10 protein-coding genes and 1 pseudogene are annotated in these 12,926 nt (G+C 38.3%); 1 reads left to right on the forward strand and 10 read right to left on the reverse strand.

Annotation, left to right across the window (positions count from 1 at the left end; genetic code table 11):
- Nucleotides 1–38 precede the first annotated feature (38 nt).
- The 4 genes and pseudogenes from ABMA70_RS03480 to ABMA70_RS03495 all read right to left on the reverse strand — a co-directional run bounded on the left by ABMA70_RS03480 (nucleotide 39) and on the right by ABMA70_RS03495 (nucleotide 5,571).
- Entirely contained in the window at nucleotides 39–761 is a 723-nt protein-coding gene (locus ABMA70_RS03480) for a hypothetical protein (RefSeq protein WP_392991537.1), read from the reverse strand.
- A gap of 99 nt (nucleotides 762–860) precedes the next feature.
- Entirely contained in the window at nucleotides 861–2,792 is a 1,932-nt protein-coding gene (locus tag ABMA70_RS03485; protein ID WP_392991535.1) for an acetoacetate--CoA ligase, read from the reverse strand.
- Nucleotides 2,793–2,823: 31 nt separating this feature from the next.
- Nucleotides 2,824–4,253: pseudogene (locus ABMA70_RS03490) on the reverse strand (FumA C-terminus/TtdB family hydratase beta subunit).
- Nucleotides 4,254–4,518: 265 nt separating this feature from the next.
- Nucleotides 4,519–5,571, reverse strand: a complete 1,053-nt coding sequence (locus tag ABMA70_RS03495) for a C1 family peptidase (RefSeq protein WP_103216910.1) — start codon at nucleotides 5,569–5,571, stop codon at nucleotides 4,519–4,521.
- A 172-nt stretch (nucleotides 5,572–5,743) separates the two neighbouring features.
- On the opposite strand from ABMA70_RS03495, the gene ABMA70_RS03500 reads away from it, so the two are divergent.
- Nucleotides 5,744–7,789 carry an ATP-dependent helicase gene (locus ABMA70_RS03500; RefSeq protein WP_103216909.1) on the forward strand — a complete coding sequence of 682 codons (2,046 nt, stop codon included), beginning with the start codon at nucleotides 5,744–5,746 and terminating at the stop codon, nucleotides 7,787–7,789.
- On the opposite strand, the gene ABMA70_RS03505 is transcribed toward ABMA70_RS03500, so the two are convergent.
- The 6 genes from ABMA70_RS03505 to ABMA70_RS03530 form a co-directional block, all read right to left on the reverse strand.
- The gene (locus ABMA70_RS03505) at nucleotides 7,770–8,108 is read right to left on the reverse strand and encodes a hypothetical protein (RefSeq protein ID WP_392991531.1); all 339 of its coding nucleotides are present in this window, start codon (nucleotides 8,106–8,108) and stop codon (nucleotides 7,770–7,772) included. The two genes, ABMA70_RS03500 and ABMA70_RS03505, sit on opposite strands and share 20 nt — an antisense overlap.
- Entirely contained in the window at nucleotides 8,095–8,376 is a 282-nt protein-coding gene (locus tag ABMA70_RS03510; RefSeq protein ID WP_146037772.1) for a hypothetical protein, read from the reverse strand. The genes ABMA70_RS03505 and ABMA70_RS03510 overlap by 14 nt, the downstream gene beginning before the upstream one ends.
- Before the next feature lie 85 nt (nucleotides 8,377–8,461).
- Nucleotides 8,462–9,277 (reverse strand): enoyl-CoA hydratase-related protein, encoded by an 816-nt coding sequence (locus tag ABMA70_RS03515; RefSeq protein ID WP_103216906.1) that lies wholly within the window; start codon nucleotides 9,275–9,277, stop codon nucleotides 8,462–8,464.
- Complete coding sequence (locus ABMA70_RS03520) at nucleotides 9,277–10,182, reverse strand: hydroxymethylglutaryl-CoA lyase (RefSeq protein ID WP_103216905.1); 906 nt, start codon at nucleotides 10,180–10,182, stop codon at nucleotides 9,277–9,279. The genes ABMA70_RS03515 and ABMA70_RS03520 overlap by 1 nt, the downstream gene beginning before the upstream one ends.
- A gap of 12 nt (nucleotides 10,183–10,194) precedes the next feature.
- Nucleotides 10,195–12,108, reverse strand: coding sequence for an acetyl/propionyl/methylcrotonyl-CoA carboxylase subunit alpha (locus ABMA70_RS03525; RefSeq protein ID WP_392991529.1), 1,914 nt, complete (start codon nucleotides 12,106–12,108; stop codon nucleotides 10,195–10,197).
- Between the two features lie 7 nt (nucleotides 12,109–12,115).
- Nucleotides 12,116–12,907: an enoyl-CoA hydratase-related protein gene (locus ABMA70_RS03530; RefSeq protein ID WP_392991527.1), complete on the reverse strand. Its 792-nt coding sequence runs from the start codon at nucleotides 12,905–12,907 to the stop codon at nucleotides 12,116–12,118.
- Between the last annotated feature and the right edge of the window lie 19 nt (nucleotides 12,908–12,926).

The raw sequence follows: 12,926 nt of genomic DNA on the forward strand, positions 1-12,926 counted from the left end.
AATTGGGCCCCAATAAAATTTGGCAACTCGATTAGCTTCTACGGCATTGGTAATGTTATTGGCATATCAGGTTCTTCCTTTTTAATTTGCTCTAGAGATTTTTTCGGAAAATTTGCAATATACCTAGGGTGTTTAAGTCGTTTCACAATTGGCAGATATTCAATTTTAAAACGCTCAGATTTTGAATAATTTTTTAGAAGATGATCATAGACAATATACATTGGCCCTTCAAACATCTTACCCTCACGCCAGATACGTATAAAAGTATTTGGATCAGCTCCACCAAATAATGGATGCATCATATCACCAAACAAGAGTCCGATACCTGCCCTAGTATTAGCTTCATTACCAGACGTAAAGTAATCAAACATATTCTTAGAATAGTGCCAGCAAGGTAGAACTAAAAGATACTTAAAGAAGAAATCAGTATCATCACCATCTTTATATTTCTTTGTAATATTGTCACGAATGTCTTGAAAAAATGGATCCGTAGGATTGGCCTTAGCATAGAAATCGCAAACAGTTCTTAAGTCAGGACTTAAAATCTCTTTTATATTTTTAGGTAGCTTTGGATAGTTATAATCATAATTGATAATAGACCCAATCGATTGAGAATTTGATGAGGCAAGCTTTCGTACATTCTTAACATTTAGAGCATCAAGTGTTTCGAAACTTCCACCTAAGCATTCAATTGAATTTGGACTTTCAGCTTGAATGATTGCGCAATTAAGCGCAAGAAATAGATAGATAAAATTTCGCATGATATGTCCCCTCTTTGTACTATCTATACTTATCGGGTGTTATGCCTATGGCCAAAGAGGAAATCTACAAAATCAAATAAAATCAATTGCCTAGAAAACTTAGAGATTTGTGAAAAAATCCAAAGTCTCAGGATTTGCCACGGCCTGAACATTATCAAGAGCACGGCCATTGATAAGACGACTTACGGCCATCTCCATCTTCTTTCCAGAGCGAGTATATGGAATTCCCTTTACTTGGATTACACGTCTTGGCATATGCCTCGGTGTTGTATTTTCTCGTATGCGAGTTTTAATAAATTTACAGTCTTCTTTAGTTAGTTCATGGCCATCTTTCGTTACGACAAAGAGCCATACCTCAACATCGCCGTCGACATTCTTTCCAACACAAACTGAATCTTCAATAAAGTCAATCGTCTCCGTTTGACGGTAAATCTCAGCAGTACCAATGCGGACACCTCCTGGATTAAGAGTCGCATCAGAGCGGCCAAGAACCATCGCACCACCACCCTCAGTGATCTTAATAAAGTCACCGTGATGCCACACTCCCTTAAACTCCGAGAAGTATGCTTTGTTGATACGCTGACCATCATCATCGTTTAGGAAGTAGATTGGGCGTGAAGGAAAACTTTGTAGACAAACTAACTCACCTTCTTCACCAGCAGGGACTTCCTTTCCGCGACTATCAAAACAAGTAACATCCATTCCTAGGCCAGCACATTGTAGCTCCCCTCTAAAGACAGGAAGGATTGGGTTTCCTAAGAAGAAACAGCCAATAATATCTGTACCACCAGAAATACTTGAAAGTTGAATGTCTTTTTTAAACTTCGTATAAACATAATCGAATTGTTCAGGAAGAAGTGGTGCACCTGTAGAAAGAATCGTTTCAAGAGATGACATATCATATTGTGAAAGATCAATTCCAGTATCTTCAAGGGCCTTTAAGAATTTTGGGCTTGTTCCAAAAATATTTAGCTGCTCTTTTTCAATAATTGAAATAAAATCACCAAAAGTTGGATATCCCGGCGAGCCTTCATAAAGAACAACAGTAGATCCAAAGTAAAGAGAAGAAACAAGCCAGTTCCACATCATCCAACCACAAGTGGTGAAGAAGAAAATTGATTTGTCTTCCTTAAGATCCGAGTGAAGGCCAAGCTCCTTAATATGATTAACGAGAGTTCCACCGACACTATGAACGATACACTTAGGCTTACCTGTAGTCCCAGAAGAGTACATAATATAGAGAGGGTCGGAAAAGTCACACTCAGTATACTCTATCTCTTCTTCAATTGGTCTAACCACATCAGACCAGCTAACGCCTTTGTGTATTGAGCTTGCATCAAGGCCTTTCCCCTTGAAGTCAACAACGATTACTTTTTCAATTGAGTCGACAGCTTTAACAACAGCATTAATCTTATCTGTTAAGTCAAAATACTTTCCACCATATTCGTAACCATTAACAGTAACAAGAACTTTTGGTTTTGATTGTCCGAAGCGGTCAATCACACCTTCAACACCAAAGTCACATGAAGTCGATGTAAAAACACCACCCAGTGAAGTCGTCGTAAGCATTGAAACAACAGTTTCTGCAATATTTGGCATATAGCAGGCCAAGACATCACCTTTTGCAATATGTGGTTTAATCACATCTTGCAAACCCGCCACTGTATTTTTTAAATCTTTATAAGAAGTTTTTTGAGTTTGGCCGCTTTCTCTCACACTACTTAGAGCAATTGAAATATCACGGCCATTTTTTAAAAGATTTTTAGCGAAGTTAAGTTTAACTTTTGGAAACCAACCGTAACTTTCGAAACTCAAATCAGTACATACTGGTTCGAGATCTCCCGTATAGTCGATATCAAAAAACTTAACGAGTTCTTTCCAAAAACTCTTTGGGTTTTCGACAGAATATTTGTGAAGTGAGTAATAAGACTTACAGTCCAAGCCTTGGGACTTATTAATTTGTCTAATAAACTCCATCATATTTGATGATTGGATACGTTCACTACTTGGCGTATATAAAATCTTATTCACTTCTTAAAACCTCAAAAAGTTTTTAAATAAACTAAACTAGTCCCTTAAGGATTTCAGCACTCTCTGCTTCAACTTTTGCGTGTAGAGAATTACCGTGAGCATCCATTGTTACAACAACAGGAAACTCTTCTACTGTTAATTCCCAAATCGCTTCAGGAGAACCAAGGTCACGCCAGTAAACATTGTCTACTGATTTGATTTTTTCAGCTAAAACCTGTGCTGCTCCACCAATACCATGGAAGTATACACATCCGTACTCGCGACAACCGTCAAGAGTCTTCTGCCCCATTCCACCTTTACCGATAACACCAAGGATTCCGTGGTCACGCATTACTTCCCACTGGTATGGTTCCTCACGGATTGAAGTCGTTGGTCCTGCGGCCTTAACTTCATATGTACCATCTTTGTTTTCTAGTACAACTGGACCACAGTGATAGATAATTTGGTTATTTAAATCTACTGGTGGTTTTGTTCCTTCGTGAAGACGTTTGTGAACAGCATCGCGTCCAGTAAACATCTTCCCTGAGATTAAAACCATATCTCCAACTTTAAGTTCTCTAATTTGTTCTTTTGTAAATGGATAGTCTAAACGTTTCATGTTCTAACCTCTTCCTAGTATAACCATTTATTGATTGTATTATTTGCTTTAAGCGAAACGCCCTGTCTTCTAAATGCCCAGCACATATAAGAAACTGAAACAAAGAATGAAGCAGGAAGACGGTTAAGGTCTGTTACTTTACATCCTAGAAGAGTTGTTTTTCCACCAAATCCCATTGGCCCAATACCAAGTTTATTTGCTGTTTCAACGATGTCTGCTTCAAGTGCAGCAAGCTCAGGCTTAGAGTTTTTATCATCTAGCTTTCTTAGGAATTGATCCTTAGCGGCCACATGTCCAGTTCCTCTATCACCACCGATACATACACCTAGAACACCTGGTCCACATCCCTTACCTTGTGCTTTTTGAACACAATCAAGGATTGCTTTTCTTACACCATCAAGATCACGGCCTGCATTTAATTCAGTATTTGGAAGTGAGTATTGTGCACCAACGTTCTCACAACCCCCACCTTTAAGCATAAGCTTAACGTCAAGATTCTTTGACTTGTGTTGCTCAAACTTAATTACTGGGTGTCCACCACCAACATTCATACAATCGTTCTTACCAGTTAGTGAATCAACTGAGTTTTGTCTTAGGTATCCAATCTTAGTTGCTTCAAGAACGGCTTTTTCACATACCTTTCTGAATGCATCCTGATCAAAGTCTCTTGGATGATAAACTTTGAATACAATTGTTCCAGTATCTTGGCATAGTGGCTGAGATTTTTGCTCTGCCATTTTAATATTTGCTTGAATGATATTCATTGCATATTCGGCCGTAGTATTCTTTTCTTCTCTATGAAGAGCATCAAGAACAACACGTTGAATGTCGTCAGGAAGAACAGTTGAAGTAACTCTAATCAGTTCAAGTAGTGAGTTAAAAAGGTCCTTAGTTGGGTTTGCTTTTTTTGCTACTTTCTTAGTCGCTTTCTTTGCTACTTTCTTAGTCGCTTTCTTTGCTACTTTCTTAGTTGCTTTTTTCTTTGCGACTTTCTTAGTTGCTTTCTTTGCTACTTTCTTAGCTGCTTTTTTCTTTGCTACTTTCTTAGTTGCTTTCTTTGCTACTTTCTTAGTTGCTTTTTTAGCAACTTTCTTCTTTGCTACTTTCTTCTTGGCCATGGCCATCTCCTTAATCTATATAGAAAAAATTTCCAAAATCATGTGCATATTTTTGAGTAATCATTCCATAACCTGGATAGTTTACTTCATCTAACTTAAACTTCTTCCCAAAGCCTTTAACTCCCCAAGAATTCTTAAAGTAATAAACACCCTTATATTCGAATTCCTGCCAAGAGCCATCTTCCATCTGCATTCTAGTCTTCACAACAACATCATCGTCATAACCAACAAGAATCATCGAATGGCCCCCGCCTTTTTCTCCCGAAATTCGACGATCACGTGTTCCAACTTCAGGATAGCCAACAATGCCTGCATACCATTTGCTCTTATCACGTTCTTGAATCTCAAGAGTCTGAGTCTTTTTTGCATTCCAAGACCCATAGTACAACTTAGTTCCTAGAATAACTGACTTTCCTTGACTTAACCATTTCTTAATTTTGGATAAGTCTTTCGACATGTAAGACTTCTTTCTTGAATAAAGATCATCCACTAAAGTGTCTCTTAAATAAATTGCCTCTTTTCTAATTGGAATAAAATCAGGATCAATTTGAGCAATATCATAATCAGTCATTTCAAATAAACGAGGATCACGCTGCCCAAGTAAACAAGACTGTAGATACTTTGGAAGCTCTACTAAATGGCCACAAGTTTGTTTGGCCATAGTGATTTCAGGATAGTCATCTTCAAGAGATGGCCATTTCTTGCGAGAGTAAGGCCAAGTTTTTTCGTAAACAACTCCCCAATCAAGAATGGCACGCATATTTTTAGATGTTGTTGAACCTTCCCAACTCTTATCCTTCATTATGAGATATTCCATCCACTGCTCAGACAAATCGAGCTCAACCGGTAGAACCCCATGCTTACGAATTAGTAAGTGCTCAACAATTCCAATTGCACTAAACATAGTGCATGTACCACGGGAGCCTTGAGACTTAACAGAAGTCTGTTGGCCAATTAATGCATGGATATCACTTCGCGATGGAAGCTCAGATGCTTGGGTGTATAGTGCACCAAGTAGAATTATTAAATTCAATAAAATCGATCTAAGGTGTGTTGTGTTCATGTATGAAATTCTGACTCTTTAGCTCGGCTTTATCAAGATGCAATGCAAGGTTCCTGGATACTTTTCGGGGTGCGTGGCATGAAGTAATTATGCTAAGCATCCCGAAAAGTATCCAGGAACCCATACCAACAAACAGATTGCCTAATCGCCTTTCTAAAGGCACATTATACGCATGATTTCATTGGCAGGATTAAACGACAAACAACGCGCGGCGGCTGAGACCATCGAAGGCCCAGTACTGATTTTAGCAGGTGCTGGAAGTGGTAAAACACGTACAATCACCTACCGAATTGCGCATATGGTTGATAACCTGCATATTCCTGGAAAACAGATTCTGGCCGTTTCATTTACAAATAAGGCCGCAAAGGAAATGAAAGAAAGAGTTCACGGCCTGCTTGGAAAGAATAAATCTAAAGGAATGACTTTAGCGACTTTTCACTCACTAGGTCTGAAAATTCTTAAGAAAGAAATTACTCATTTGGGTTACCATAAGAACTTCTCGATCTACGACCAAACAGATCAAATGAGTATCATACGTGAAGGTCTTAGACTTTATCACGATAACAAGGGCTCATTTAAGAAAGAAGTTATTCAGTCTAAGATTGGAAAGCTTAAAAACGAAGGGATTAAGCCTGAGGACTTTGCTGATTCGCCATTCTTTGATGGAGAAGATCCTTATGATCACGCAGTTAATTTTCTCTACGAATTTTATCAAGAGAAGCTTAAATTTTATAATGCCATCGACTTTGATGATATTCTTCTTCTAACAGTTAGGCTCTTTGATGAGAATCCCGAAATCGCTTTAGAGTATTCAAATGGATTTAAGTACATCATGGTAGATGAGTACCAAGATACAAATCCACTTCAATTTAGACTTATTCGCCACTTAACTTGTGCCCACGATAATCTGTGTGTTGTTGGTGACGATGATCAAGCAATCTATTCGTTTCGAGGTGCCGATATTTCAAATATCATTGGCTTTGAAAGAGATTACTCTCGTGCAAAAGTTATCAAGCTAGAGCAGAATTATCGCTCAATCTCACCGATCCTAAAACTTGCTAACGCTGTTATTCAAGAAAATACAGATCGTCGAGACAAGACACTGTGGTCAGATAAACCAAGTGATCACAGGCCTATCCTTTGGGAGCTTGAAGATACTGAACATGAGGCGGAAATCATTGTTGAAGATATTATCTCTCACCAATCTAAAGGTGGGCATTTAGGTGACATCGCAATTCTTTACCGTTCAAATACTCAAGCAGCACCAATTGAAGAGCAGCTAAGACTTTCTCAGGTTCCCTATACAATTATCGGTGGCCAAAAATTTTACGAGAAAAAAGAAGTAAAAGATATCATGGCCTATCTTTCGGTCATTAAAAATCCTGCCGATCAAATGGCGCTTCGAAGAATTCTAAATGTTCCAAATCGTGGAATCGGAATGAAGACTTTAGAGAAATTTCTAGAAGAAAGTGAGGCCCATCAGATCGATCTGTTTAGTGCAATGAAAAATGCACCTGAACTTGCGGGTACACGAGCGGATAAGATTACAACATTTATTAATTTTATTGAAAGTGCAAAAGAGTATTTTGGAAGACTACCTCTTAGTCAGGCAATCACAAGTCTTACGGATGATCTAAAGTATTTTGAATATATCGACAAATGCTATGACCAAGTTAAGCAGGCTTCACGTAAAAAAGACGATATTCACTTCTTCATTGAATCAGCGGCGCGTTTTACAGAGAATTTTAAGGAACAAGCTACCCTAGATAAATTCATGGAAAAGCTTATGCTTCAAGATTCTCAGGATACAAAAGATGAAGACGAAGATGATGATGTAAGAAAGAATGAAGTTACGATGATGACTCTTCACTCATCAAAGGGGCTTGAGTTTAAACAAGTTTATATGGTTGGAGTCGAAGAAGAAATCCTTCCGCACAAGAAAACAATTGTTAATGGCGAAGGAGACGCAGAAGAGCGTAGACTTTGTTATGTAGGGATTACTCGCGCTCAAGAAAAGCTTATCATGACAGTGTGTAAGCAAAGAAAAATATACGGCAATATGCTAACACGCCATCACTCACGCTTTCTATGCACTGATGATGCAAAAAAATACTTTGTTAAACAAGACCGTCAAAACTTCGGTCACCTTGAAACTCAAGAAGAAGTCGACGCCTATAAGAAAGATTTCTTTTCAGGACTTATGAATCTTCTAGATTAAAATCAATGATAACAGTATTGGAAGAGTAACCTGGGATAAGGCTAAGTAGTGTTTCAAAAAATCCCTGCTTAACCGTCACACGCATCTTACTTACCTTGCGACAATCATAACTTCTTTGCTTAAAAATATCTCTAATTCTACGCTCTTCAATACCAAAGCCAGAAATATTTTTTGAAACACGATAATCAAGCTTATCGTCTGCTTTTGCCCAAATACCATTTGGAGAAGCACAAAATTGACTATTGAGCTTAACTCCACTTGATGCACAAGAAGTAATGAACAGTATAAAAGGGAGAATGACAAATCTAGTAAACTTCATACTCATTCTCTCCAATATCAGTGGCCGCCTTAACTTCAATTTGCTTTTTGGAAAAAAGGCCAAAACTTAAAAATTTTATAAATTGATCAAGTGGAGATTCAATCTCTTGAATTTCAACACGTGAAACATACTCACTTCGACGACGAAAGAAATCATTACCTAGTTTTATATGATGCTGTTTCGGAAGTGATCCATAAAACATATTTTGAATTTCGTGATTTGCTTTTAACGTAATGGCCTCTCGATTTGCATGTTTTGAAATATGCAAAAGCCTCTCACCATCTCCACTATAGAGGGTGCTAGAGCAAGACGAAAGAAAGAAGGCAAAAAGGCCCATTACGATTATATTAATATTAATTTCCCTTGAAGTCTGGGTTTCTCTTCTCTTTTAGAGCTGAAAGTCCCTCAAAGTGATCATTCGTTCTTTGCGCAATTCCTTGGTATGCACTCATTAAATTGAGATGAGACTCAAGATCATCGTGCGCAGCACGCTTCATTGCTGTCTTTGTCAATTGTACTGCAACTGGAGCATTAGCAGCTATTTCATTTGCAAAAGCAGATACAGCAAGCTCAAGGTCCTCACCTGTTACGATATTATTAACAAGGCCCATTTGCATGGCCTCTTTAGCAGTATAAATACGGCCCGTTAAGTACATCTCCATTGCTTTTGTGTAACCAACTTTTCGAGTTAAAAAGAATGGCCCACCATCTCCAGGAACGAGAGAGAGCTTACAGAAAGTCTCACCAAATTTCGCATCATCGCTTGCGACGGCAAGATCACACATCGCTACAAGATCACATCCAGCTCCAATTGCACCACCGTGAACCATTGCTATAATTGGTTTTTGAAGTCTTTCGATAACTCGAGGAATATTTTGAATTCCACGAGAGTAACGATTTCTTAGCTCAAAAGATTCACCTGCAAACATTCCTTTGCGAGCAATCATTGCTTTAATATCACCACCGGCACAGAAGTTGTCGCCTTCGCCTCTAAGAACGATCACGCGAATATCTGGATCACCATCAGCGAATGTTAAAACTTCAGTAAGAGAAGCAATCATTTTATTAGTGATAGCATTTGCCATCTTAGTATTATCAAGACTTACCCAAAGGGTTGCGTCTTTCTTTTCAATTTTTAAGTGTTCAAATTCGTAGCCGTAAATAGACATTACTTCCTTCCTTTATAAGCTTGAAAAAACTTAGACGGTGCAGTGTGACCGATTTTAGAAATAATAAAAGAGCTAGCATCATGGAGTTTATCCATATCCACGCCTGTATCAAAACCAAGTTTATGTAAGAGATTAACAACGTCATCTGTTGCCACATTCCCACTTGCACCTTTTGCATATGGACAACCGCCAAGACCTGCTGCAGATGAATCAAAAACCTCAATCCCCTCTTCTAAAGAAGCGTAGATATTAGCGAGGGCCATCCCCTCTGTATCGTGAAAGTGCATTGCCATCTGTTTTAAACCAAAGTGATCTTTAATTAGTTTTGTAATTCTTCGCACTTGGTTAGGGTTAGCGACACCAATAGTATCCCCTAATGATATTTCGTAACATCCTAGATCTAATAATCTTTGGATTCCATCAACGATTGATTTATCTTTTATTTCTTTTTCATAAGGGCAACCAAAAACTGTTGAAAGATAGCCTCTAACTTTCATTCCTTCATCAAGAGCGGCCTTTGCCACTTCAATCTGTCTTGCATGGGCCTCTTCAATAGTTGCATTGATATTCTTCTGGTTGAAAGTATTCGATGTTGCAGTAAACATACTAATCTCTTTCACCCCAAGACTCTTTGCAAGCTCTAGTCCCTTTAAGTTGGGTACTAAACAAGGAGTCGCAATCCCCTTATCTTCAGTGATTTTTAATACCTGAGGATACAGCTCTGCTGCATCCTGCATTTGAGGAATCTTATCAGGACGAACAAAGCTTGTTACTTCAATTGTTGAAAGTCCTGTCTCACTTAAAAGCTTGATAAACTCGAGCTTATCTTCTGTGGCGACAAAACTTTTTTCATTTTGTAATCCGTCGCGAGGTCCAACTTCAACAATCTTAATTTTTTTAGTCATAGTTAATCCGAATTAGTTTAATTCTACGAGGTCAACTCCACCATCAATTGTTTGGCCTTCTTGAACTAGTATAGCATCAATCTTACCATCACGAGATGCCTTTACAGTATGTTCCATTTTCATGGCCTCCATAACAACTAGAGCATCACCAATTTTAACTTCTTGCCCTGCTTGAACAAGAACCTTAAGAATTTTCCCAGGCATTGGCGAGCTCATTTCATGGGCCTCACCTGTAGCAGCCCCAGAGCGCTTCGCAACACTTCGTGAAAGTTCAACACGCTTACTATTTACAATATAGGCATTCTTTTGCGTTAAGATATGGAATGGAACTTCGTTAATCCAAAGAGCATCTTCTTCAATATCAACAGTACAAGTAAAGCCTTCAAAACGTACAACAAGAGTACTCACACCTGAGAACTTGAAGAAAGCTTCGAAAGTATTTTCTCCAAAGTCATAAATTCTCTTTTCACCTTGGTCACCGCTCATTCTAAAAGAATCAAACATGATATCATCTTTTAAGAAATCGTGAGCAAGAGCAGCAGCAATCTCTTCTGCATAAACTTCAGCAGGTGCAAGATCTGCTTCATAAGTTTTTACAAAGTGAGTATAAGTGTTACCAGCAAGGAATGCCTCATGCTTTAAAATTCTTACAAGATAGTCATTATTTGTTGTTAAACCTTCAAATGGAAGGTGATTAAGACCTGCAATCATTGTTCCTACAGCTTCATTTCTTTCAGCTCCCCAAGTAATAACTTTTGCAATCATTGGGTCAAAGTTAACAGTGATTGAGTTTCCATTCTTATAACCAGTGTCTAGACGAATCCCCTCAATTGCATCCCCAATATATTCAAGGCGACCAATTGCTGGCATAAAGTCATTATCAGGATCTTCTGCATAGATACGACATTCAATAGCGTGCCCGACTTGCTTAATATCATCTTGAGTAAACTCAAATCTCTCACCACTTGCTGCCATAAGCTGTAATTCGACAAGATCATATCCTGTTACCATTTCAGTGACAGGGTGCTCAACCTGTAATCTTGTATTCATTTCAAGAAAATAGAAGTTTTCACCGTCAAGAATTAATTCAACAGTACCAGCACCATGATAATCGATGGCCGTTGTAATCTTAACAGCTGCATCAGTCATCTTTTTACGAAGCTCATCACTTAGGGCCATAGAAGGAGACTCTTCAATAATTTTTTGGTGACGTCTTTGAATTGAACATTCTCTTTCAAAAAAGTGAAAGTGATTCCCGTGAGTATCACTCATTACTTGAATTTCAATATGGCGTGGACTTGTTATGAATTTTTCAATCAAGACAATATCGGAACCAAATGAGCTTAGGGCCTCTCGCTTACAACTTTCAAGTTCAGCAAGAAAGTCTTTCGAGTCATTAACAACCCTCATCCCTTTTCCACCACCACCGGCAGATGCTTTAATCAGTACAGGATAGCCCATTTTATCAGCTTCAGACTTTAAGAATTCAGGTTCTTGATTTTCACCATTGTATCCTGGAATAACAGGAACACCAATTTCAATCATCTTGTCTTTAGACCCTTTCTTATCTCCCATAAGAACAATATGCTCAGGAGTTGGTCCAATAAACACAAGACCTGCATCAGTTACTTTCTGAGCAAATATTGCGTTTTCAGATAAGAAACCATAACCAGGGTGAATTGCATCACATCCACTATCTTTTGCAATTTGAATGATCTTATCCATATTCAGATATGTTTCACTAAGAAGTTTTCCTTCTAAGTAATAAGTCTCATCTGCAAATTCTCTTTGAGGAAGATTTCTTTCTTCAAAAGTGTAAAGAGTTACTGTTTTAATTCCAAGAGTGCGACAAGTTTTGATAACTCTTAGTGCAATCTCAGCGCGGTTGGCGATTAATACTTTCTCAATTTTCTTTATAGTTGCCATATATAACTTACTTCCAGTTTGGTTTTCTTTTTTCAAGTAATGCTGTCATACCTTCCTGACCTTCATCAGAAATTCTCTGCTTAGCAATAACTTCACAAGTGAAATTCATTGTTGCTTCATCATTTCCAAGACGCTCTTTAACACCAAAAATTAACTTCTTTGCAACTCTCTGTGCATTTGGTGCAACTTTAATGAGTTCTTTTGCCATATTGACGATATCTGCATCATAGTAGCGATCAAGAGAAACTCTATGAATAAGGCCAATTTGTAGAGCACGTTCTCCATCAAATCTCTCACCAGTAAGAAATAGGTGGCGAGCATTTGACTCTCCAATTTTTGCCATAACAAATGGAGAAATTACCGCAGGAACAAGTCCAAGATTAACTTCCGTAAGACCAAATTTTGCACTCTCACTTGCGATGACAAAGTCACAACAAGCAACAAGACCAACTCCACCACCAAGGGCAGCTCCATTTACTCGGCCAATGACTGGCTTAGAAAGATTGTTAATGGCATGAAATAGTCCCGCTAACTTTTTAGAGTCCGCAATATTTTCTTCCATTGAATAGTCTTTCATTTTTTTCATCCAATTTAGATCAGCTCCTGCGCAAAACGATTTTCCGGCACCAGTAAGAACAACAACGCGGACGCTATCATCATTTTCAAGTGCTAGGAACTCTTCCGTAAGTGCTGCAATCATCTCATCATTGAATGCATTATGTACTTCTGGGCGATTTAGTGTGATGAAACAAATCCCACTTTCTTCACCTGTTTTTATCTCTTTTGTATATCCTGTCATAAAAAATCCTTCTTCTATT

This window comes from Halobacteriovorax sp. XZX-3 (assembly GCF_043196495.1).
In the GTDB taxonomy this organism is placed as follows: Bacteria; Bdellovibrionota; Bacteriovoracia; order Bacteriovoracales; family Bacteriovoracaceae; genus Halobacteriovorax_A.

What these genes read in the sequence shown, in the direction of transcription:
- ABMA70_RS03505 (WP_392991531.1), bottom strand. Translation starts at nt 8,108, where the DNA reads ATGAAGTTTACTAGATTTGTCATTCTCCCTTTTATACTGTTCATTACT.
- ABMA70_RS03515 (WP_103216906.1), bottom strand. Translation starts at nt 9,277, where the DNA reads ATGTCTATTTACGGCTACGAATTTGAACACTTAAAAATTGAAAAGAAA.
- ABMA70_RS03520 (WP_103216905.1), bottom strand. Translation starts at nt 10,182, where the DNA reads ATGACTAAAAAAATTAAGATTGTTGAAGTTGGACCTCGCGACGGATTA.
- ABMA70_RS03495 (WP_103216910.1), bottom strand. Translation starts at nt 5,571, where the DNA reads ATGAACACAACACACCTTAGATCGATTTTATTGAATTTAATAATTCTA.
- ABMA70_RS03480 (WP_392991537.1), bottom strand. Translation starts at nt 761, where the DNA reads ATGCGAAATTTTATCTATCTATTTCTTGCGCTTAATTGCGCAATCATT.
- ABMA70_RS03525 (WP_392991529.1), bottom strand. Translation starts at nt 12,108, where the DNA reads ATGGCAACTATAAAGAAAATTGAGAAAGTATTAATCGCCAACCGCGCT.
- ABMA70_RS03530 (WP_392991527.1), bottom strand. Translation starts at nt 12,907, where the DNA reads ATGACAGGATATACAAAAGAGATAAAAACAGGTGAAGAAAGTGGGATT.
- ABMA70_RS03500 (WP_103216909.1), top strand. Translation starts at nt 5,744, where the DNA reads ATGATTTCATTGGCAGGATTAAACGACAAACAACGCGCGGCGGCTGAG.